The sequence below is a fragment of the Pseudomonas sp. SST3 genome (assembly GCF_003325755.1).
This window is the reverse complement of record NZ_QORI02000007.1, coordinates 58,236-80,169: the sequence shown is the minus strand read 5'-3', so window position 1 is coordinate 80,169 and position 21,934 is coordinate 58,236. Positions and strand designations below refer to the sequence as shown.

Sequence of the window (21,934 nt, the reverse complement as noted above, 5' to 3'; positions counted from 1 at the left end):
GTTCCGCGCGGGCGTCGCTGCCACAGCGACATCGTGGCTTACGGCAAGGCTGGGCATATCGGACTGAGATGCGTACCATCCGGCGTTTTTAATCGGGTCATCATCGCGACGGTGCTCATCAGCTCCAAAGGCGTTATGCCCGGTCCTGCCTCTTACGCCGAGACTCAGCAATGTCCAACCTCTCAAGCCAGCTTTTCAGAGCCTATAACCGTGTCAGCCTAGTGACGCAGATTGTCGTCGGGCTTCTTGCCGGTTGCTTGCTGGCATGGCTTGCGCCACAAGCGGCGGCTTCGGTCAGTTTGCTGGGCGACCTGTTCGTGGGCGGATTGAAGGCCGTGGCGCCGATCCTGGTCTTCGTGCTGGTAACCGCGTCACTGGCCAACCATAAACGAGGGCAACCGACGCATATCCGGCCCATTCTGGTTCTTTATGCCCTGGGCACCTTGAGTGCCGCTGTCGTCGCGGTCATTGCCAGCACGTTGTTTGCTACGAATCTGACTTTGATCAGTCAGGCGAACGACGTTGTGCCGCCGTCGGGCGTCGGTGCTGTCCTGCAGACGTTGTTGTTCAATGTTGTCGATAATCCGGTGCACGCACTTATCGAGGGTAACTTCATTGGCATTCTGGCGTGGGCCATTGGGCTGGGGATTGCGTTCCGCCATGCGCGTGAAAGCACACGTAACCTGATCGCTGATGTATCCGAGGGTGTAACGCTCATCGTCAAGGTGGTGATTCGCTTCGCTCCGCTGGGCATCTTCGGTCTCGTCGCCGGAACACTTGCGGAGTCTGGTTTCGCTGCGCTGGCCGGTTACCTGCGCTTGCTGCTGGTGCTGGTCGGCAGCATGCTCTTTATGGCGCTGGTGGTGAATCCGTTGATCGTGTTCTGGCAGATTCGCCGGAATCCATACCCGCTCGTTTTCACCTGCCTGCGCGAAAGCGGGATCACCGCATTTTTCACCCGCAGCTCGGCGGCGAATATTCCAGTTAACATGCAGCTCTGTGAGCGTCTCGGATTGCATAAAGACACTTACTCGGTATCGATTCCTCTGGGTGCGACCATCAACATGGGTGGGGCGGCAATCACCATCACAGTGCTCACCCTGGCGGCGGTTAACACGTTGGGCATCGTCGTGGATATTCCGACTGCCATTCTGCTCAGCCTGCTCGCGGCCATCTGTGCCTGTGGTGCGTCCGGTGTGGCAGGCGGTTCGCTGCTGCTGATCCCGCTGGCTTGCAGTCTGTTCGGTATTTCCAACGATCTTGCCATGCAGGTCGTGGCGGTCGGATTCATCATCGGTGTGGTGCAGGATTCGACTGAGACTGCGCTTAACTCATCGACTGACGCGCTGTTCACGGCGGCCTCGTGTATCGCTCATGGCGATGTAGGTGAAGAGGGTGTGCGACCCTGAGCGGGCGGGTCGTTGCATCAGCGCCGCGCGCGTAGTTATGGGGGTGTGCTGCAATACGTTGTAAGCAGAACTCGACGCAATTCGATAGAGCTCACAAACAACAACGGCGCCCTGAGGCGCCGTTGTTGTTACACGCTATCGATCAGCCTTTCCAGCGCTTGAGCACCAGGGTGGCGTTGGTACCGCCGAAGCCGAAGCTGTTGCTCATTACGGTATCGATCTTGGCATCCTCGCGGGTTTCGCGAACGATCGGCATGTCCGCGACTTCCGGGTCCAGCTCTTCGATGTTCGCCGAGCCGGCGATGAAGTTGCCCTGCATCATCAGCATGCAGTAGATCGCTTCGTGAACGCCAGCGGCGCCCAGCGAGTGACCGGACAGGCTCTTGGTTGAGCTGATGGCCGGGATCTTGTCGCCGAACATGTTGCGTACGGCCTTGCTCTCCGCGACATCACCGACTGGTGTGGAAGTGCCATGGGTGTTCAGGTAATCGATGTCGCCATCGACGGTCGCCATCGCCTGCTGCATGCAGCGAAGCGCGCCTTCACCGCTCGGCGCAACCATGTCGTAGCCATCGGAAGTGGCACCGTAGCCGACGATTTCCGCGTAAATCTTCGCGCCGCGCTTGAGCGCATGCTCCAGCTCTTCGACGACTACCATGCCGCCGCCACCGGCAATGACAAAACCGTCACGCTTGGCATCGTAGGCGCGCGAGGCTTTTTCCGGGGTGTCGTTGTACTGGCTGGAGAGGGCGCCCATGGCGTCGAACAGGCAGCTCTGGCTGTAGTGTTCTTCTTCACCGCCGCCTGCGAACACCACGTCCTGCTTGCCCATCTGGATCTGTTCCATGGCATGGCCGATGCAATGCGCGCTGGTGGCGCAGGCCGAGGCGATGGAGTAGTTGATGCCCTTGATGCGGAACGGTGTGGCCAGGCAGGCGGAGACCGTGCTGCTCATGGTGCGCGGTACCCGATATGGGCCGATGCGCTTGACGCCCTTGTCACGCAGGATGTCGATGGCTTCCATCTGGTTGATGGTCGAGGCGCCTCCGGAACCGGCGATCAGGCCGATACGCGGGTTGGAAATTTCCTCGGCGCTGAGGCCGGAGTCTTCCAGGGCCTGCTGCATGGCCAGATAGGCATAAGCCGCTGCATCGCCCATGAAACGCAGGACTTTGCGGTCAATCAGCTCTTCGAGGTTCAGGTCGACTGAACCCGAAACCTGGCTGCGCAGACCCATGTCCGCATAGGCCTGGTTGAAGCGAATGCCAGGGCGGCTGGCGCGCAGGTTGGCGGAAACGGTGTCTTTGTCATTGCCGAGGCAGGAAACGATACCCAGGCCGGTGATCACGACGCGACGCATGCGGAAGTCCTTCAGAAGCTATCGGTAGATGTAAACAGCCCGACACGTAAACCTTCGGCGCTGTAGATCTCGCGACCATCTACGCTGACGGTACCGTCGGCAATGCCGAGAACCAGCGAGCGATTGATGGTGCGTTTGATATGAATGTTATAGGTGACTTTCTTGGCGGTCGGCAGGACCTGGCCGAAGAACTTCACTTCGCCAGAACCCAGCGCACGACCACGGCCCGGATTGCCCTGCCAGCCGAGATAGAAGCCAACCAGCTGCCACATGGCATCAAGCCCCAGGCAGCCGGGCATGACCGGATCACCTTCAAAATGGCAGGCAAAGAACCAGAGATCCGGATTGATATCCAGCTCGGCGACCAACTCGCCCTTGCCGTACTTGCCGCCCACTTCGCTGATATGAACGATGCGATCGACCATCAGCATGTTCGGCGCGGGCAGTTGCGCATTACCGGGCCCGAAAAGCTCACCGCGGCTGCAGCGGAGCAGATCTTCCCGAGTAAAGGCCTGTTGTTTGGTCATGCGTATTCCTCAATGGTCCCTTTACGGAGGGCTTGCTGCTTTCTATCTGACTCGCAAATCGAGAGTCTGATCATAAAGTCTAATCGTAGACTGCGACCTTGCGCCGAAAGTCACAGCGCAAGGACATGGATACCACCCGTTTCGACCAATCGCGAGAACATCAGGGTAGAAACGGGCCGATACTTTAACACTCCTGAACTGTGACAACGACCATGTGACATCCGGTCTCTTATAGACCATAGGGGAAAGTGTCGCGTCGGCTCCCGCTGGGCAGGGCCAGACGAAGGGATCTTTTACAGCGGCAGGCGCCACCGGAAACTGTAACCTGATGATTCCACTGGCAACTGGCTTCGCACTGGCTGTGCGCCGAGCGCTACGTATAATGCCGATCATTGCCACTGGTTGGCTCAAACGGATCCCCCATGACTGAACAGCAACCCATTGCGGTGCTAGGCGGCGGTAGCTTCGGTACCGCCATCGCGAATCTGCTTGCTGAAAACGGCCACCGCGTACGATTGTGGATGCGTGATGCCGCACAGGCCGAGAGCATTCGCACCCTGCGCCAGAACCCTCGCTATCTAAAAGGTGTGACAGTGCTTGCCGAGGTCAGCCCGGTCACAAACCTGGGGCAGGCGCTGGCTGACTGCGAGCTGGTGTTCGTGGCGCTGCCTTCCAGTGCGCTACGCCAGGCGCTATCGCCTTTCGCCGCTCAGCTGTCGGGCAAGATGCTGGTCAGCACGACCAAGGGCATCGAAGCGCAGGGATTCATGCTGATGAGCCAGATTCTGGAGGAGATCGCGCCAGAGGCCCGCATCGGTGTGATCTCAGGCCCGAACCTGGCGCGCGAAGTGGCCGAACATGCATTGACGGCAACGGTAGTGGCCAGCGACGATGAGGCGCTTTGTCGGTCTGTGCAGCACGCTCTGCACGGACGAACCTTTCGCGTCTATGCCAGTGCCGATCGTTTCGGCGTCGAGCTCGGCGGCGCGCTGAAAAACGTCTACGCGATCATGGCCGGTATGGCTGCGGCCTTGGGGATGGGCGAAAACACACGCAGCATGCTGATCACGCGTGCGCTTGCCGAAATGACCCGTTTTGCCGTCAGGTTGGGCGCCAACCCCATGACATTCTTAGGGCTGGCAGGTGTGGGGGATTTGATCGTCACGTGCACTTCCTCCAAAAGTCGCAATTTCCAGGTGGGCTACGCACTTGGCGAAGGCCTGAGCCTCGACCAGGCGGTGTCACGCTTGGGGGAAGTGGCCGAGGGCGTCAATACTATCAAGGTGCTGAAGACCAAGGCCGAGGAGCTGCAGGTCTACATGCCACTGGTCGCAGGGCTACATGCCATCCTGTTCGAGGGGCGTACGCTGGAACAGGTGATCGCGCTGCTGATGCGTGGTGAACCGAAGACCGACGTGGATTTCATTTCCACCGACGGCTTCTGAAACGATAGCGGAGATACTGATGAGCACATCACAACGCAGCGCCGATCGTGAATCGCTGATTCTGCGCGCAATATGGATGCTGGTTTTCTTCTTTGTCTGGCAAGTCGCCGAGCTGGTGCTGCTGGTCGTCGTGGTCGCGCAGCTGGTCCTGCATGCGGTAAACGGCAAGGCGAACGAGAGCCTGCAGGGGCTTGGCGATAGCCTCAGCCAGTACGTCGCTCAGATCGGCCGATTTGGCACGTTCAACACGGATCGCAAACCTTGGCCGATGTCCGACTGGCCCAAACCCCGGCCGGCCGATCGGGAAACGTCGCCGCCCGTCACCCCGGTATCGCCGGAGCAGGAGCCGCAGCCATGAGGCTGTGGCTCCTGCGTCATGGCGAGGCCGAGCCCAAGGCTCGTGCCGATGCGGAGCGCAATCTGACCGACGCCGGGCGACTCGAAGTGGAGCGCGCTGCCGCTCATCTGCAAGGCCTGCCTCTGCAGGCGATCCTCGTCAGCCCGTACCAACGGGCTAAGCAGACCGCCGAAATAGTCCGTCAGACGCTTGGTTTTACTGGGCCAGTGGAAACCGTACCCTGGCTGACACCTGAGACTGACCCAGCGGATGCGATGCTCTACCTTGACCGCCGTGCCGAGCAGCAGTTGTTGCTTGTGACCCACCAACCCTTCGTTGGGGCATTGGGGGGATGGCTGGTTAGTGGCCATCGTGAATCACCGCTGCCCATGGCAACTGCGAGTCTGGCGGAACTAGACGGAGAATATCTGGCGGCGGGTCTGATGCAGCTCGCCGGGCTGCACCACCCGGACTAGCGCGCGGACTGGTTGAAGAAATCACTGAAGCGCAGCGTGCGGGAAGCCCCGAGCCACCAATAAAAATCAGAAATCAAGGAGAGCGACACTTGAGCATTTGGCAACGTCCCCCCGAACTCGAACAACTCAACGCAAACCGCCAGAACACCATCCTCAGTCTGCTCGATATTCGTTTCGAAGCGGTAGACGATGACTCCCTCACCGCAAGCATGGTCGTCGACTCCCGCACCCACCAGCCCTACGGTTTGCTGCATGGCGGCGCGTCGGTCGTGCTCGCCGAAACCGTGGGTTCCGTGGCTAGCTACCAGTGCATCGATTCGAGCCGGTTTTATTGTGTAGGCCTCGAAGTGAACGCCAACCATATCCGCGCGTTGCGCAGTGGTCGCGTTACCGCGGTATGCCGACCGGTTCATCTCGGACGCTCCAGCCACGTATGGGACATCCGTTTGAGTGGCGACGACGGTAAGCTCAGCTGCATTTCCCGCCTAACGGTCGCCGTCATGCCCGTAGGCGAAAACAGCCCGCGGCGTATAGAGGCGTCGTAGACCCCTTGTTTGGCAGGACTGCCTTGGGTTCTGCCGCTCACGCCAATTGCTGTGAAGTGGGAGGGGCCAGACAATGGCTACTTCTCCTCTTTCGCATCGAGCCCATGACGCAACGCATCTTCTTCGCTCACGCCAACGGTTTTCCCTCCGCGACTTACCGCAAGCTGTTCGGTGAACTGGCGCCTGAGTATGCCGTGACCCACCTCGACCAACACGGCCACAATCCTCGCTTCCCAGTGGACGACAACTGGCAGAATCTGGTGCAGGAACTCCTTGAGCAGCTCGCGGTGCTGGGAGAGCCAGTCTGGGGTGTCGGTCATTCGCTGGGTGGCATGCTGCATTATCACGCGGCACTACAGCGACCAGAGCTTTATCGTGGTGTGGTCATGCTCGATTCGCCGATGACTACATGGTTCGACCAGACGCTGATTTGGGCGGCCAAGCGCTTCGGCTTCATCGATCGGCTCACGCCCGCCGGACGCACTCTGGGCCGTCGCGAGGAATTCAGTTGCCCAGACGAAGCGCGGCGATACTTCGCCAGCAAGGCGTTGTTTCGCTCGTTTGACCCTGACTGCCTGGATGCCTACATCGAGCATGGGCTGGAAACGACCGCTCAAGGCGTGCGCCTGCGCTTCGATCCGGAAACCGAAATCCGGATCTACCGCAGTGTGCCGCACATGACCCCAGGCTGGCCGCATGCGCTGAAGATTCCGCTTGCGGTGGTGCGCGGCCGCGAGAGTCGGGTGGTGCTTCCCCATCATGCGTATCTGCTGCGGTTGGTTGCACACGGCGAGACGCATAGCGTGCCCGGTGGGCATATGTTTCCGCTTGAGCATCCGAGCGGCACTGCTGTCTTGCTCAGACAATTGTTCAGTCGCTGGAGCGAACTGGACCGAAGAGGTGCGGCATGAGTATTCCGTTCGAAGAAATCCGCCTGCGTCTGCCGCATATCGAAGTTGCGGCTCATCTTTACGGGCCAGAGGATGGCCAGCCGGTTATCGCACTGCACGGCTGGCTGGACAATGCCGCCACCTTTTCCCGTCTGGCGCCGCTGCTCCAGGGGATCCGTATCGTCGCGCTGGATCTGCCGGGGCATGGTCATTCGGATCATCGACCAGCCGGTGCTTCCTATAACATCTGGGACTACGCCTACGACGTCCTGCAAACCGCGGAGCAGTTCGGCTGGAAGCGATTTTCTCTGCTGGGCCACTCCATGGGTGCCATCGTTTCGGTCATGCTGGCCGGCGCCATGCCAGAGCGCATTGATCGTCTGGCTCTGATTGACGGGGTGATCCCCTATACCGGAGAGGCCGACACCGCACCACAGAAACTCGGCGACTCATTGCAGGCGCTGCTCGCCGTAGACGGCAAGCGCAAACCGGTCTACCCCACGTTCGAGCAGGCCGTCTCGGCACGTATGAAAGGCGTCGGGGCGGTCAGCCACGACGCTGCCGAACGGCTGGCCCAACGAGGCTTGATGCCGGTCCCGGGTGGCTATACCTGGCGCACTGACGCGCGTTTGATGTTGCCGTCGCCGATGCGGCTGAGTCGTGCGCATGCTCTGGCGTTCGTGCACCGGGTGGCCTGCCCTGCGAGCCTGGTTTTGGCGCATCAAGGCCTGATGACCCAACCGGCCATGGTCGAACTGTCCGAGGCCTTGCCATTCCAGCTGCACCGACTGCCGGGTGGGCATCATTTGCACCTGGACGACCAAGCGGGAGCCGAGACGGTGGCGGCCGTTTTTAATCCGTTCTTTGCGGTTTGAGCCAGACGGCAGCGGTTGCGCAAAAATCTGTCGCAAAGCCCCGCTTGACTTGCTTTTGCCAACTGGTGAGGCTGGGCTCTCGCCTCAACAGGAACACCCCGATGACCCAACGCCATACCGCCGCCACGCCCAACGGTCAGACCGCACAGTGGATGGTGTCCCGTTGAGGTGCCGTATACGCGCCGTGTGGATAGCCACGCTCGTCATGCTCGCCAATGCGGCGAGCGCGGCTGATCTGCCTGGCAGCCGAGATTTCGACTCGCTACCGCGATATCCGCAGTCGCGAATCGTCGCCTTCAAGGAGCAACAAGTACTGGAGCGAACTTATCCGCTGGACTCGATTCGTCGCATCAGTGGGCGGCTGCGGATGAGTGATCAGATAAGCGCGAGCGGCCAGCTGACAGCCGTCACCTATCTGCTGCCGGAGGTCCATACCGGTATCGAAGCATTCGAGCGGGCACGCAGTCGGCTGTTGGAGAATGGCGCAGAACTGCTCTTCTGGTGCGAGGGCCGCGAGTGTGGATCGAGCAGTCTATGGGCGAACGAGATCTTTCAGCGTTCGACGCTCTACGGTCCTGACGCCAGGCAGGCCTACTTGCTGGCGCGCCTGCCCGGCGATTCCGATCAGCTCATGGCACTCTACGGCGTCACGCGTGGCAATGGCCGTCCTTACCTACATGTGGAGCAGTTCAATCCCGATACAGCGCTCGGCATCATCTTGCCGAATCCGGCTACCTTGTTGCGTCAGTTGAAACATACCGGCGAGCTTTGGCTGCCTCGATTGCCGCAAGAGCCTACGGCGGAGTGGGGTGCGCTGCTGGCGAATGTGCTGCGGCTCGATAGCACCATCCGGGTGGTTCTGGAAGGCAGGGGTGCAGCTGCCTGGCATGAAGCCCTTACGCAGGAGCGGATCAAGGCGCGGCGACTGGAGGCCGAGGTGTCTGATGAGGAAGGCCTGCGTATCAAACTGTTGCAATGAGGGCGCGTTTCAGACTGCAATAGAGCCCCCTCTCGTGCATCTAGCTCAAATGCGCACCCTGTTTTCATAGGTACATCGATGCTTAACAACGATCGTCTGCTGGTGCAGATTCTGCTCCTGGTGCTGCTCGGTGCCTGTGTGTGGGTCTTGGCTCCTTTTGCCTCCGCGCTGTTCTGGGCGGCGGTGCTGGCGTTCGCGAGCTGGCCGGTCATGCGGACACTGACGCGCTGGTTGAAAGGGAATTCGACCCTCGCCGCGACACTGTTGACGTTCGGCTGGATGGTCTCGGTAGCGGTACCGCTGGTGTGGCTGGGGTTCAACATAGCCGACCAGATACGCGAGGTTAACGTGCTGGTGCATAACCTGCAGGTGCAGGGCCTGCCGGCGCCGCCTGGCTGGCTGGGTGAACTACCGCTGGTCGGGGGCCGCCTGCTGGCACTCTGGTACGCCCTGGACGAGCAGGGCACGGCATTCTTCGCGACCATTCGCCCCTATATCGGCCAAGTCGGCAACTGGCTGCTGGTGCGCAGCGCTCGAATTGGCGGCGGTATGCTGGAACTGGCGCTCAGTCTGGTGCTGGTGTTCTTCTTCTATCGCGACGGGCCGAAACTGGCGGCATTCGTTCACAGCCTGCTGCATCGGCTGATCGGTGATCGCGCTGATCATTACCTGGAGCTGGTGGCTGGTACGGTACAACGAGTCGTCAACGGAGTGATCGGTACGGCCGCTGCCCAAGCGATTCTCGCGTATGTGGGATTCACCATTGCTGGCATACCGGGGGCGCTGATTCTCGGCCTGCTGACGTTCGCCTTCAGCTTTCTTATGGTTCCGCCGCTGATCTGGGGGCCGGCAGTCGCCTGGCTGGTCTGGCAAGGCCAGTACGGCATGGCGGTATTTCTCGGTGCCTGGGGCATGTTCATCATCAGCGGCGTCGACAACGTACTCAAGCCCTATCTGATCAGCCGCGGCGGCAACCTGCCGTTGGTTGTGGTGCTGCTGGGTGTGTTTGGCGGTGTGCTGGCGTTCGGTTTCATGGGGCTGTTTCTCGGCCCGACGCTGCTGGCGGTCGCCTATAGCCTTCTGGGCGATTGGCTGATCAAGGAAGTACCGGAAGTCGCCCATCCGGAGCGACTACCGGGTGGGCACCTGGACCAGAATCCGCCCCGATAAGGGCAGCAGTCGCTGTGGTTAGAGCTGCTCTTCCTCGTACTTATCGAGCGCATCTCTAGCGATGATCTGACCCAGCCTGATCAGTTCGGGCGCTTTGTAGAACTCGTAGAACCGGCAGGCGCGCTTGGGGATGTTGACGAGAACGTTTGGCGGATAGCCGGCAATCTTGTATTGGGTCAGCGACGACTGCATCACCTCGAAGCTCTGGTTGATCAATTCCAGTAGCGATGCTGGCCCGCCGACATCCACCACCATGGAGCCCTCCGCCGATTTCGGCGCGCTCTGCCCGGTAGGAGCTGCTGGCGGTTGGTTGTCGCCCGACCCGTCAGCGCCCTGAAGTTCAGCGATATGCTCCTCCAGCCCCTTGCTGCGCCAGAATGGTATGTGCGAGCTGATCGAACTGACCATGGCGTCGAAACGACCGGGGCGGATCACCTCGGGCAGTGGATATTGTCGGTGGTTATTGGCGTTAAGGTTTACCGCGATGATGATGTCGCTGTGGCTGGAGACCACCGGGACTATCGGCAAAGGATTTAGGATCCCGCCATCCACCAGCATCCGGTTACCCTGCATCACAGGTGTGAACAGACTTGGGATGGCGGCCGAGGCGCGCATCGCCAGTTCCAGGTTGCCTTCCTGAAACCATATTTCCTGCTGGTTGGTCAGGTCGGTCGCGACGGCCGTGAAGGGGATCGGCAAATCCTCGATATTGATCGAGCCCAGCATGTCGCGGATACGGCCGAAGATCTTCTCGCCTCGTATCGCCCCGAGACTGAAACTCGGATCGACCAGGCGCAGCAGGTCGAAGTAATCGAGGCTCTCGATCCACTCACGGTACTCGTCCAGCTTGCCCGCTGCGTAGATCCCGCCGACCACCGCGCCCATCGAGCAGCCGGCAATGCAATTGATCTCATAGCCTCGGGCCACGAGTTCCTCGATGACGCCGATGTGCGCATAACCGCGCGCGCCACCTGAACCCAGTACCAATGCCACCTTGTTGCCCATTCGATTCTCCCTTTGCAGAGCGATAGCTTCAAGCCTCAAACGCTAGGCTTCAAGCGTTCTGATACATCAGCTGAAACATTCGAAGCTCGCAGGCACTCCTGCCGCGGTATTGCTTTGGCGAAGCGTCGGCGCGATCCGGGATGCCGCCAGGCGCCGGCCTTCTTGCTACAATCGGCGCCCGTTTTGCCAGTGTCACGAGAGTCTTACTAGATGAGCGAACCCGTCCGCCTCACCCAATACAGCCACGGTGCCGGCTGCGGCTGCAAGATTTCGCCCAAGGTGCTGGATGTGATCCTCGCCGGCAGTGGCGCGCAGAATATCGATCCGCGCCTGTGGGTCGGCAATGCCTCGCGTGACGATGCCGCGGTATACGGTATCGATGATGAGCGTGGCGTGGTCTCGACCACCGACTTCTTCATGCCCATCGTCGACGACCCGTTCGACTTCGGACGCATCGCTGCGACCAACGCCATCAGCGACATCTACGCCATGGGTGGTGACCCGTTGATGGCCATCGCGATTCTCGGCTGGCCGGTCAACCTATTGCCGCCGGAAGTGGCACGCGAGGTGATTGCTGGCGGCCGGGCCGTCTGCGATGCAGCGGGCATTCCGCTCGCGGGCGGCCATTCGATCGATGCTCCTGAGCCAATCTTCGGCCTGGCGGTGACAGGCCTGGTGAATAAGGCCCAGATGAAGCGAAATGATACGGCGGCGGTGGGCTGCAAGCTCTACCTGACCAAACCGCTGGGCATCGGCATTTTCACAACCGCCGAAAAGAAGGCCAAGCTGCGCGCTGAAGACGTCGGTCGAGCGCGTGACTGGATGTGCACGCTGAATACACCCGGCAGCCGCTTCGGCAAGCTTGCCTGCGTTCAGGCGATGACCGACGTCACCGGCTTCGGATTGCTTGGACATCTGGTGGAGATGGCCGACGGCAGCGGAGTCACCGCGCGCATCGATTACTGCCGCGTGCCACGCCTGGATGGGGTTGAATATTACTTGGAGCAGGGCTGTGTGCCTGGCGGTACCGGACGCAACTTCGAAAGCTATGGCGAGCGTATTGCCGCACTCGACGAGGCACACAAGCAGCTGCTCTGCGACCCACAAACCAGTGGCGGCTTGCTGGTTGCGGTCGCGCCGGAAGGCGAGGCGGAATTTCTCAGGGTCGCGGCTGAATTGGGTATGACGCTTGAGCCGATCGGCGAGTTGATCGAAGCCGGCGCCTTTGCCGTCGAGGTCCGTTGATGCGCGGCGATACTGATAACTACCGCGAGCTGTTTCTCAACGATGTCCCGATGATGGATGCCCGCGCGCCCGTGGAGTTTTCCAAGGGCGCATTTCCGGGCGTGGTCAACCTGCCATTGATGAACGACCTTGAGCGACAGAAGGTGGGTACCTGCTACAAGCAGCACGGCCAACAGGCAGCGATCGAGCTCGGCCACCGGCTGGTCAGCGGCCAGATCAAGGCCGAGCGCATTCAGGCCTGGGCCGACTTTGCTCGGAATAACCCGCAGGGCTACATTTACTGTTTTCGTGGTGGCTTGCGATCGCAGCTGGTTCAGCAGTGGCTGAGAACCGAGGCGAGCATCGACTATCCGCGCGTGACTGGCGGTTACAAGGCGATGCGTCATTTCCTGCTGGAAACCATTGAGCACGCGGCGGCCCAGGATGACTTCGTACTGGTCGGGGGCATGACTGGCACCGGCAAGACTGAAGTGCTGGCGCGCCTGGATGACGGCGTCGATCTGGAGGGCATCGCCAACCATCGGGGCTCGAGCTTCGGCAAGCGCGCCACGCCGCAACCTGTGCAGATCGATTTCGAGAATGCGCTGGCGATTCGTCTGCTGAAGATGCAGCACGCCGGAGCCAGGCAGTTCGTGCTCGAAGACGAAGCGCGGCTGGTGGGCCGCTGCTCGATCCCGCTGCCATTGTTCCAGGGCATGCAGCGCTATCCGCTGGTGTGGCTGGATGACAGCTTCGAAGGTCGAGTCGATCGCATCCTCAAGGACTATGTGACCGATCTCTGTGCCGAATTCATCGCCGAGCAGGGCGAGGAGGGCTTCACGGCGTTCGCCGAGCGTTTGCGGCAAAGTCTGGTCAATATCAGCAAGCGGCTCGGTGGCGAATGCTACACGCGTCTGGCCGCGATCATGGATCAGGCACTCGCCGAACAGAAAAATACCGGAGCGGTCGATCTGCACCGTGCATGGATCGAGGCGTTGCTGCAGCAGTACTACGATCCAATGTATGCCTATCAGCGGGAGAGCAAGGCCTCCCGTATCGAGTTCGCGGGTGAGCAGGACGCTGTGGTCGAATTCCTGCGCGAACGTGCTGCAGGCAAGCAAAACTGAGCAGGTTTTTGAGAACGAGGGATGTATCGATGAAAAGTCTGATCTGTTTGTCCGTGTTGGCGCTGGTCCTGACAGGCTGCGCTGGAAAAACCGCCTATCGCGATAGCTGTGCATCTCAACTGAACGCGGCCTGGGAAGAGCAGAGCATTGCCGAAGCGGAGGGTTTCGCTGGCACCGTGAGTTATTCCAAAGCGATGGCTCTGCTGACCGGTGCCAAGACTCAGCAGCAATTCGAGGCCTACCAGGGCTGCGTAGAAAAGGCCAAGAAAGCCCGCTTCTACCTGCGCGAGTCGCGCGCCGGGCGCTGACAGCGCTCCAAGTGGCGCCTTTGGCGGGTGCCACCTCTTTTTCCGCTCGCGTCAGATTGGCCGATCGGTTCCGCCGGGAATATTCATGCAGCTCGATTTCTCCGCACTGACGCCGGCCGAGAGCTATCGTTGGCTTACGTCGACCGTTACGCCGCGCCCGATCGCCTGGGTATCGACCCGCTCGGCAGATGGCATCAGTAACCTTGCGCCTTTCAGTTTCTTTCAGGTCATCAGCAGCGAGCCCCCGACATTACTGATCAATGTCGGTCTGAAAGAAGGCGTGCCGAAGGATACCGCTCGAAATGCACAAGATACCGGGGAGCTAGTCGTCCAGTTGGTCGGCGCCGAACAGGCCGAAGCAATGAATGCATCCGCTGCAGCGTTACCCCATGGCATCAGCGAATTTGAGCACTGCGGCATCGCCAGTGAACCGGCGAAACGTGTGAACGTGCCGCGGGTGCAGGCGGCACCGGTTGCCTTCGAATGTCGGGTGACGCAGATCCTGCCGTACCCGACGGAGTCACCCAACTGCCACCTGATTTTCGCTGAGGTGCTGCTGGCACATATTGATGACGAAGTGCTCGATGAGCGGGGGCGCATCGATCCGGCCAGACTGGACCTGGTCGGCCGGCTCGGCGGCGTCAGCTACACCTACACGCGTGAGCGTTTCGAGATGCTCCGATCTTAGTTGGCGAGATACGCAGGCCATCCAATGGCCGGCGCCTTTCATCAAGCCAAACTTCATCGTCGTCCCGTTGCAGCACCGCTTACTGCTGATCGAACTGCAGGGCTATCGCATTGCGCGAGATTGACGCCGTCGAGATCCATAGGCGTGAGCGTGATCAAGCGCCGGGTCACAACTTTGCCAACAAAGGTCTGCGCCGGCTTTGCCTGGGCGCGCCGGGTCAGTAGCATCACTTGGACGAATCGAAGGAGAGTGGCATGCGCGCTAGATTGGATGTCTGTCTGCGAGCGGTAAACGAGGTACTGCTCGGCAAGCAATCACAGGTGCGGTTGGCCATGGCCTGCCTGCTGGCGCGAGGACATCTGCTCATCGAGGACCTGCCTGGCATGGGCAAGACCACCCTGAGCCATGCGCTCGCCAAGGTCATGGGGCTGGAATTCCAGCGGATCCAGTTCACGTCGGATCTCCTCCCAGGCGATATTCTCGGTACCTCGGTGTTCGACAAGGACAGCGGTCAGTTCGTGTTCCATCCGGGGCCCATTTTCGCCGAGTTGGTTCTTGCGGATGAGATCAACCGGGCCACGCCCAAAAGCCAGAGTGCCCTGCTTGAAGCCATGGAGGAGGGGCAGGTGACCATCGAGGGTGCCACGCGGCCATTGCCCGATCCCTTCTTCGTTGTGGCCACGCAGAATCCGGTCAGCTCCGGCGGTACCTTCTCACTACCCGAATCGCAGCTCGACCGCTTCCTCATGCGGCTGTCATTGGGCTATCCCGCGAAAGCCGCCGAGAAGGCCCTGCTGATGGGGGACGCGCGTCGCGATCTGCTAGTTCGGCTGGAGCCTTTGCTCGACCGCACGGCGCTGGTGGAAATCCAGGAGGCGGTGGCGCAGGTCCGGGTCAGCGATGCGCTGGTCGATTACGTGCTGCGGCTAGTAGAGGCGACCCGCACGCAGCCGCAATTTGCCTGGGGGCTATCGCCGCGCGGCAGTCTTGCAATGCTGGCCTCGGCACGCGCCTGGGCATTCCTGGATGGACGTGATTACGTCATCCCTGAAGATGTCCAGGCGGTGCTGCCTTCGGTGGTTGGCCATCGCCTGCGTGAGCGTGCCGATGCCACCGGTCACGGCGGGGGGGCGCTGGTGCAGTGGCTGTTGCGTGAAGTGCCCGCGCTCTGATGCGCAACTTCCAACACTGCCGAGAGGACACGCATGCGACTGCTACCACGGGTTCGTGATCGCTGGCTTTTGAAGCGCATACCGCCTGGCCCGAGCATGCGGCTCGATCAGCGAAGGATATTCATCATGCCGACCCCGGTGGGCATGACCTTTTTGCTGGCGCTGCTGTTGATGTTGATCGCGGCGATCAATTACCAGAACAGCCTTGCGTATGCCCTGACGTTCCTGCTCGGCTCGGTCTATATGGTCGCGATCCTTCACACCTGGCGCAATCTCGCCGGGTTGACGCTACAGGCGGGTGGCTCGCAGGCAGTCTTTCTCGATGAGCAGGCGCGGCTGCAGGTCCGGCTGGAAAGCCGCGGTCGTCTCTATCAGGCTGTCGCGCTGGGTTGGCCCAGCAGCGGTCTGCAGACAGTCGACGTGCCGGCAGGGGGCACCTGCGAAATCGAGTTAAGCCTGCCGACCGAACGCCGCGGCTGGCTACGGCCGGGGCGTCTGCGCGTCGAGAGCCGCTTTCCACTGGGCATTTTGGTGGCCTGGAGTTGGGTCGATTTGCAGCTGGCTGCACTGGTCTATCCTCGCCCGATAGCAGGGACGTTGCCAGAAACCGATGGATCGGCTGAACAGGAGCGCGAGGGCACCCGGGCTTCGGGCGCCGGCATCGATGATTATCAAGGCCTGAAACCTTGGCAGCCGGGCGACTCGAGGCGACGCCTCAACTGGAAGGCTTATTCCCGGGGCCAAGGCCTGTTGGTCAAGGATTTCACCGCGCTGCTCGGGCAGGAACCCCTGCTTGATCTCGAAGCGCTGGATGGCGATATCGAAGCTCGTCTTTCGCTGCTTTGCCATTGGGTCGTCGAGCTGTCCGCACGGCAGCAACCGTTCGCCTTGCGTGTTGATGAGAGCGTTATCGGCCCGGATATCGGCGTCGATCACCGTAACCGCTGCCTGCGTGAACTCGCGGTATTTGGTCTGGAGCGGGAGGGCAGTCGATGAGCGCTGTCCCGATGATTCCTCGCAACGGGCTGATCTGGCTGCTGATAGCGCAGGTATTGGTGATCCTGCCGCATCTTGGCCACTTGCCGTTGTGGATTATCGGCCTCTGGCTGGTCTGCGCCATCTGGCGGGTACAGATCTTTCGAATGCACGCCCGCTACCCACGCAGCTGGTTGAAGGCATTGATGATGATCGGTGTGGGGTGCGGCGTGTACCTGTCGCGCGGCAGCCTGATCGGACTCGACGCCGGCGTTGTGCTGCTGATCGCCGCGTTCATTCTGAAACTGGTGGAGATGCGCAGTCGCCGCGATGCCTGGGTGCTGATTTTCCTCGGTTTTTTCGCCGTGACCACGAGCTACCTGTTCTACGACAGCCTGCCGGCCGGGCTTTACAGCCTTCTGCCAGTCACCGCTTTGCTGGCGGCAATGATCGGCTTGCAGCAGAGTGCCGCCGGCACCCACCCCTGGCCAACGCTGCGTTTGGCGGGCTCGCTGTTAATGCAGGCGATCCCGCTGATGCTCGTTCTGTTCGTACTGTTTCCGCGGCTGGGGCCGCTCTGGTCGTTGCCACAGCCAAGCGACCGCGGCGTTACCGGTCTGTCTGACAGCATGTCTCCCGGTGATATTGCCGAGTTGAGCCGGTCCTCCCAATTGGCATTCAGAGCGAGTTTCGAAGGCCCGATTCCCGAGCGGGATCGGCTGTACTGGCGGGCTGTAACCTTCGAACGCTTCGATGGTCGGCGCTGGTCACAATCGCTTGCCTCACAGGTTCCGCAGGCGCCTGATTGGACGCCGAGAGGCACACCGGTGCAGTACAGTGTGGTCATGCAGCCCAGTGGTCGCCCGTGGTTGTACGCCCTGGATGTGCCGCAGGTCGAAGCGAGTGACGTGCGGCTGATGACCGATTTCCATCTGCAGCGTACCCGCCCGATCGATCAGGCTTTGCTGTATCAGGCGACCTCCTGGCCTGAATCGTTGCGCGAACCAGGCGCTCCGCCTGCCACGCTGGAGCGCGCCTTGCAGCTTCCCGCGCAGGGCAACCCTCGCAGCCGCGCCTGGGCAGAAACGTTGCGCCGCGAATATCCGAATCCGGCAAATCTCGTGCAGGCGCTTTTGCGGCATTTCAACCAGCAGCCATACCGCTACACGCTGAAACCATCATCGGTGGGGGCCGATATCGTCGATGGCTTTCTGTTCGATACGCTGAACGGCTTCTGTATTCACTACGCGGGCGCGATGACGTTCATGCTGCGTGCCGCCGGCATACCTGCCCGGGTGGTTGCGGGCTATCAGGGCGGGGAGATCAATCCATCGGGTAATTATCTGTCCGTTCGTCAGCTCGACGCCCACGCCTGGGTCGAATACTGGCGCGCGGATCAAGGTTGGATCGCAATCGACCCGACGTTTCAGGTTGCGCCCGAGCGCATCGAGCAGGGACTGGAGGAAGCGCTTTCCGACGAAGATGAGCTTCTTGACGATTCTCCGCTGGCGTTGCGGCGTTATCGTGACATCGGCTGGCTGAATCAGCTGCGATTCGGCTGGGATAATCTGAACTACGGCTGGCAGCGTTGGGTACTTGGCTATCAGGGCGAGCGCCAGCTGGATGTATTGAAAGAGCTGTTTGGCAAGCTCGACGCGCGCAAGCTTGGATTGCTGACAGTCCTGACTGGGGCGCTGCTGATGGCAGTATTGGCCGTCATCGTGTTGAAGCCATGGCGACGCGAACGAGATCCACTGGTACGTTTATTCCGGCGCTTCGAGCGATTGCTTGCACGTCAGGGCATCGAGCGCCAGGCGAGCGAAGGTGCACGGGACTTCGCCGAACGGGCGGCGGCTCTGCTCCCGGCAAGCGCTGAATCGATTCGTGAGTTTGCGCGTCTCTACGAACTGGCGCGTTACGCTGATCGGCCGTCGGGCAAGGGCGAACTGCAAGCGTCGTTTGCCAGGCTGCGGCGCCAGCTGCCATGGCGATCCGGTGCTCGCTGGGAGCCGAAAGCTGTTCCCGATGAGCGATAGCTATATGCGATGGTGCGCTATCACCGAAGCCCAGTTGCGCCCCCTAACGATGCGCCGACGCTAAGATGGCAAACCATAAAAACAATCCGAGGTGGGCATGACTTTCTCCGAACTGATCAACGCCGTTCGTGACAATCCTGCGAACGTTACCGTGCCTGCCACCTGGGGCCAGGGCCGTGCCGGCTTTGGCGGGGTGGTTGCAGCGCTTGTACACGAGGCCATGCAGGCTCAGGTGCCAGACGGCCGTCCGGTGCGTTCTCTGGCCATAACCTTCGTCGGTCCCTTGCTGGTCGATACCCCGGTCAGTTTCGAGGCTGAAGTGCTGCGCGAGGGGAAGGCCGTGAGCCAGGTACTCGGGCGGGCTGTGCAGAATGGTCAGGTGGTGACCATCATCCAAGGCAGTTTCGGTGCAGCCAGGGACTCGGCGATTCGGGTGGCCGCGGAACCGGCTCCGGTAATGCCATCCGTGGAAGAGTGCCAGGAGCTACCCTATGTGCCGGGCGTAGCGCCGGAGTTCACACGTTATCTGGCGATGCGTTGGGGGATCGGTGGAATGCCGTTTTCCGGCAATACTTCACGCGAGATGGGCGGCTGGGTACGGTTGCGCGGCGAGGTCGAGCGCGAGCCTGTGACCGTCTCGCATCTGCTGGCGCTGGTAGACGCCTGGCCGCCAGCGGTGCTGTCGCATCTGAAGAGTTTCGCGCCGGGCAGCTCGCTGACATGGACCATCGAGTTCATCCAGCCGGTACCGCAGATCGATACCCATGATTGGTGCCGGTACCGAGCGGTGATCGAGCACGCCCAGGATGGCTACGGCCATTGCGCTGCCGCGCTCTGGAGCGCCGAGGGTGAGCTGGTGGCCTTGAGCCGCCAGACTGTGACGGTCTTCGGCTGAACGGCGATTTGCAGCTCGAGTTCGTCTAAGACCGCCGGCACGTAGAGCGCAAGTGGTCAAGCCGGCCCAGCGCCCGTCGACGTGCTCGACTCACAGCTTGAACTGTTGAATCGCTTTGCTCAGTTCAGCCGAGAGCGCAGCCAGCTCCGTACTTGTGGTCGCGGATGCTTCGGTCTGTGTGACCGTCTGTTCGGTGACGTCACGAATGCCCGTGACCGAGCGGTTGAGTTCTTCGGCCACGCCGCTTTGCTGTTCGGCGGCAACGGCGATCTGCGTATTGCTCTCGCGCATCTGCGCTACTGCTGCGGTGATCGCCTCCAATGCCTGCCCGGCCTCGCGGGCCTCGCTTACGCAATCGTCGGCCTTCAGCGAGCTTTCCTGCATGAACTCCACTGCGTCACGGGTCATGGCCTGCAGGCCGCCAATCATCTGGGTGATTTCGTCCGTTGAAACCTGAACACGTTTAGCGAGGTTGCGTACCTCATCGGCAACGACCGCGAAGCCGCGCCCCATCTCCCCTGCGCGGGCCGCTTCGATGGCTGCGTTCAACGCCAGCAGGTTGGTCTGCTCGGCGATGCTGTGAATGACACTGACGACACCGTTAATCTTCTGGCTGTCGGCCGCGAGCTGGCCGATCGTCTCAGCGGTTTGCTGCACGCCTTGAGACAGGTTGGATATGGAACGTTCCACCCGCGCTACGACGCTGTGGCCGTCTCCGGCGAGACGGTCGGCATGCTGCGACTGGTCGCGTGTTTCGCGTGCGTGGTCGGCGATGTGGTGGACGGTCGCGGTCATCTCATTGATCGCCGTAGCGGCCTGATCGGTTTCGCTTTTCTGCTCGAGCATGCCTTGGCGAACGCCACCAAGGCTCGCAGCCAGCGCACTGGCGCCGCTGTCCAGGCGTGTCGCAGCCTGGGTTACGGTACTGACGATGCGCTGGTAACCGGCCTGCATTGCGTTAAAGGCGCCGGCCATCTGTCCGACTTCGTCGCGACTGTCCAGCGGCACGCGGGCGGACAGATCACCACTGCGCTCCACATGCAGCATGACGTCCTTGAGTGTATTAAGGTGGCTTAACAGGAAACGAATCATCACTTGCGAGGCTGCCAGCAGCGCCACCATCAGCACCGCTACAGCCAGCGCATAGCTGAAGAAGTGCTCAATCAGTAGCTGCCGGACACTGGGCGCTCGCGCCAGAACGGCAAGCTTTTTTCCGCCTGGCCGGGTGATCCACTGCACACCCACAACCGGTGTGGTGGCCAGAAAACGGTCATGATCGACCTCAGTCCAACCGTCGCCAGCAGTAATGCTGCGGTGGTCGATAGTCAGCTTCTGACCCGGCGAGAGCGCCACCAGGGAAGAGCTTTGCGGAAGTGCGCCGCCCTCCGGCCAGCTCTGCAGCACGCTGGCAAGCGCCTGAGCTTCAGTTTGTGCATCCAGGCTGCGCGACTGCTGTTCCAGCTGCAAGGCGAAAAGCACCAGCAGCAGGGTGGTGACAAAGGTCACCATGTTCAGCGCCCAGAATTTGTACTTCAGGGAAAGGTCTCGAATCCAGAGGACCATGAGTGCACTTCTTGTGTGAATGGCTAAGAGGACCGGCGCGGATAGGCATCGGTGCTTTCCGTGATCCAGTTCTATTAACGGCAGGGATCTGCAAGGCTTTAGCGCTGTTCCGGTTGTTCCAGCGGTGCGATGCCGAAGAACCGCTGGGCACAGGCGGTGGTGGAAGCAGCCAACTCCTCCTCGTTCACGCCGCGATGGCGCGCCACCTCGCGCAAGATCTCAGGGAGGAAGGCCGGCTCGTTCTGACCGCCTTTGGGCTTGGGCCGTAATGTACGGGGAAGCAGGTAGGGCGCGTCGCTCTCGAGCATCAATCGCGAGGCAGAAATCTCGCGCACCAGCGGATGCAGGTGCGTGCCACGTCGCTCATCGCAGATCCAGCCGGTGATGCCGATATGCAGGTCAAGATCCATAAAGGCGTATAGAGCTCGTTTCTCCCCGGTAAAACAGTGCACCACCGCGGCGCTGAGCTGGTCACGGAAAGGCCGAAGGATCGCCGCCAGGCGCTGGTCGGCGTCGCGCTCGTGAAGGAACAGTGGCAGGCCGGTTTCCACCGCCAGTTGCAGGTGCTCCTCCAGCACCCGTTCCTGCTGTGAGCGAGGGGATAGGTCCCGATTGAAGTCCAGCCCGCACTCGCCGACGGCGCGCACCTCGGGTTCGGCGAGCAGACCTTTCAGCTGGGATGCGGTTTCCGACGTCCATTGACTCGCGTCATGGGGGTGGATCCCCGCCGTGCAAAACAGGCGCTGCCGACTTTCATCCAGCTCCCGGCAGAGGCCCAATGCTGCCTCGCTCTCGGCGAGGCTGGTACCCGTCAGCACCAGCTGCGTCACGCCCGCCGCATAGGCTCGATTCAACACGACTCGCGGATCGCGGGCGAAGGTCGGGTGGGTCAGATTGACGCCGATGTCGACAAGCTGCATGGAACTGC

Annotated in this window: 22 protein-coding genes; 17 read left to right on the top strand and 5 right to left on the bottom strand. The window is 61.1% G+C overall.

The genetic code is table 11. From position 1 onward, the window contains the following. Positions 1-170 precede the first annotated feature (170 nt). Entirely contained in the window at positions 171-1,409 is a 1,239-nt protein-coding gene (sstT, locus tag DQ405_RS09040) for a serine/threonine transporter SstT (protein ID WP_168423901.1), read from the top strand. A 142-nt stretch (positions 1,410-1,551) separates the two neighbouring features. Here the strand turns inward: sstT and fabB are convergent, their stop codons facing one another. Both fabB and fabA read right to left on the bottom strand, forming a co-directional pair. Continuing rightward, positions 1,552-2,769, bottom strand: coding sequence for a beta-ketoacyl-ACP synthase I (fabB, locus tag DQ405_RS09035; protein WP_168423900.1), 1,218 nt, complete (start codon positions 2,767-2,769; stop codon positions 1,552-1,554). Positions 2,770-2,780: 11 nt separating this feature from the next. Continuing rightward, entirely contained in the window at positions 2,781-3,296 is a 516-nt protein-coding gene (gene fabA, locus DQ405_RS09030) for a 3-hydroxyacyl-[acyl-carrier-protein] dehydratase FabA (protein ID WP_168423899.1), read from the bottom strand. Between the two features lie 422 nt (positions 3,297-3,718). Here fabA and DQ405_RS09025 point away from each other — a divergent pair, with 422 nt between their 5' ends. The 8 genes from DQ405_RS09025 (at position 3,719) to DQ405_RS08990 (ending at position 10,013) form a co-directional block, all read left to right on the top strand. Continuing rightward, positions 3,719-4,741, top strand: coding sequence for an NAD(P)H-dependent glycerol-3-phosphate dehydrogenase (locus DQ405_RS09025; RefSeq protein ID WP_168423898.1), 1,023 nt, complete (start codon positions 3,719-3,721; stop codon positions 4,739-4,741). A gap of 19 nt (positions 4,742-4,760) precedes the next feature. Then, on the top strand, positions 4,761-5,099 hold the full coding sequence (locus DQ405_RS09020) for a DUF4389 domain-containing protein (RefSeq protein ID WP_168423897.1): 339 nt from the start codon (positions 4,761-4,763) through the stop codon (positions 5,097-5,099). Then, entirely contained in the window at positions 5,096-5,554 is a 459-nt protein-coding gene (gene sixA / locus DQ405_RS09015; protein WP_168423896.1) for a phosphohistidine phosphatase SixA, read from the top strand. Before DQ405_RS09020 ends, sixA begins: the two co-directional genes overlap by 4 nt. Before the next feature lie 89 nt (positions 5,555-5,643). Then, a complete protein-coding gene (locus DQ405_RS09010) occupies positions 5,644-6,099 on the top strand; it encodes a hotdog fold thioesterase (RefSeq protein ID WP_168423895.1) in 456 nt (151 codons plus the stop codon). Positions 6,100-6,203: 104 nt separating this feature from the next. Next, complete coding sequence (locus tag DQ405_RS09005) at positions 6,204-7,010, top strand: alpha/beta fold hydrolase (RefSeq protein ID WP_168423894.1); 807 nt, start codon at positions 6,204-6,206, stop codon at positions 7,008-7,010. Further along, positions 7,007-7,864 carry an alpha/beta fold hydrolase gene (locus DQ405_RS09000; RefSeq protein WP_168423893.1) on the top strand — a complete coding sequence of 286 codons (858 nt, stop codon included), beginning with the start codon at positions 7,007-7,009 and terminating at the stop codon, positions 7,862-7,864. The genes DQ405_RS09005 and DQ405_RS09000 overlap by 4 nt, the downstream gene beginning before the upstream one ends. A 175-nt stretch (positions 7,865-8,039) precedes the next feature. Further along, positions 8,040-8,843 carry a DUF4892 domain-containing protein gene (locus DQ405_RS08995; RefSeq protein WP_168424043.1) on the top strand — a complete coding sequence of 268 codons (804 nt, stop codon included), beginning with the start codon at positions 8,040-8,042 and terminating at the stop codon, positions 8,841-8,843. A 78-nt stretch (positions 8,844-8,921) separates the two neighbouring features. Next, a complete protein-coding gene (locus DQ405_RS08990; protein WP_168423892.1) occupies positions 8,922-10,013 on the top strand; it encodes an AI-2E family transporter in 1,092 nt (363 codons plus the stop codon). 18 nt (positions 10,014-10,031) lie between these two features. Here the strand turns inward: DQ405_RS08990 and DQ405_RS08985 are convergent, their stop codons facing one another. Then, on the bottom strand, positions 10,032-11,018 hold the full coding sequence (locus DQ405_RS08985) for a patatin-like phospholipase family protein (RefSeq protein ID WP_168423891.1): 987 nt from the start codon (positions 11,016-11,018) through the stop codon (positions 10,032-10,034). 210 nt (positions 11,019-11,228) lie between these two features. Here DQ405_RS08985 and selD point away from each other — a divergent pair, with 210 nt between their 5' ends. From selD to DQ405_RS08945, 8 genes are all read left to right on the top strand, one after another. Further along, entirely contained in the window at positions 11,229-12,263 is a 1,035-nt protein-coding gene (gene selD, locus DQ405_RS08980; RefSeq protein ID WP_168423890.1) for a selenide, water dikinase SelD, read from the top strand. Next, positions 12,263-13,369 (top strand): tRNA 2-selenouridine(34) synthase MnmH, encoded by a 1,107-nt coding sequence (gene mnmH / locus DQ405_RS08975; RefSeq protein WP_168423889.1) that lies wholly within the window; start codon positions 12,263-12,265, stop codon positions 13,367-13,369. The genes selD and mnmH overlap by 1 nt, the downstream gene beginning before the upstream one ends. A gap of 29 nt (positions 13,370-13,398) precedes the next feature. Further along, on the top strand, positions 13,399-13,677 hold the full coding sequence (locus tag DQ405_RS08970) for a hypothetical protein (protein ID WP_168423888.1): 279 nt from the start codon (positions 13,399-13,401) through the stop codon (positions 13,675-13,677). 85 nt (positions 13,678-13,762) lie between these two features. Beyond that, positions 13,763-14,365, top strand: a complete 603-nt coding sequence (locus DQ405_RS08965) for a flavin reductase family protein (RefSeq protein WP_168423887.1) — start codon at positions 13,763-13,765, stop codon at positions 14,363-14,365. A gap of 254 nt (positions 14,366-14,619) precedes the next feature. After that, on the top strand, positions 14,620-15,537 hold the full coding sequence (locus tag DQ405_RS08960) for an AAA family ATPase (RefSeq protein WP_168423886.1): 918 nt from the start codon (positions 14,620-14,622) through the stop codon (positions 15,535-15,537). A gap of 33 nt (positions 15,538-15,570) precedes the next feature. Then, positions 15,571-16,533 carry a DUF58 domain-containing protein gene (locus tag DQ405_RS08955; protein WP_168423885.1) on the top strand — a complete coding sequence of 321 codons (963 nt, stop codon included), beginning with the start codon at positions 15,571-15,573 and terminating at the stop codon, positions 16,531-16,533. Then, entirely contained in the window at positions 16,530-18,548 is a 2,019-nt protein-coding gene (locus DQ405_RS08950) for a transglutaminase TgpA family protein (protein ID WP_168423884.1), read from the top strand. The genes DQ405_RS08955 and DQ405_RS08950 overlap by 4 nt, the downstream gene beginning before the upstream one ends. Before the next feature lie 97 nt (positions 18,549-18,645). Then, on the top strand, positions 18,646-19,443 hold the full coding sequence (locus DQ405_RS08945; RefSeq protein WP_168423883.1) for an acyl-CoA thioesterase: 798 nt from the start codon (positions 18,646-18,648) through the stop codon (positions 19,441-19,443). A 90-nt stretch (positions 19,444-19,533) separates the two neighbouring features. Here the strand turns inward: DQ405_RS08945 and DQ405_RS08940 are convergent, their stop codons facing one another. Then, positions 19,534-21,006, bottom strand: coding sequence for a methyl-accepting chemotaxis protein (locus DQ405_RS08940; RefSeq protein ID WP_168423882.1), 1,473 nt, complete (start codon positions 21,004-21,006; stop codon positions 19,534-19,536). A 98-nt stretch (positions 21,007-21,104) separates the two neighbouring features. After that, complete coding sequence (locus DQ405_RS08935; RefSeq protein ID WP_168423881.1) at positions 21,105-21,926, bottom strand: TatD family hydrolase; 822 nt, start codon at positions 21,924-21,926, stop codon at positions 21,105-21,107. Positions 21,927-21,934 lie beyond the last annotated feature (8 nt).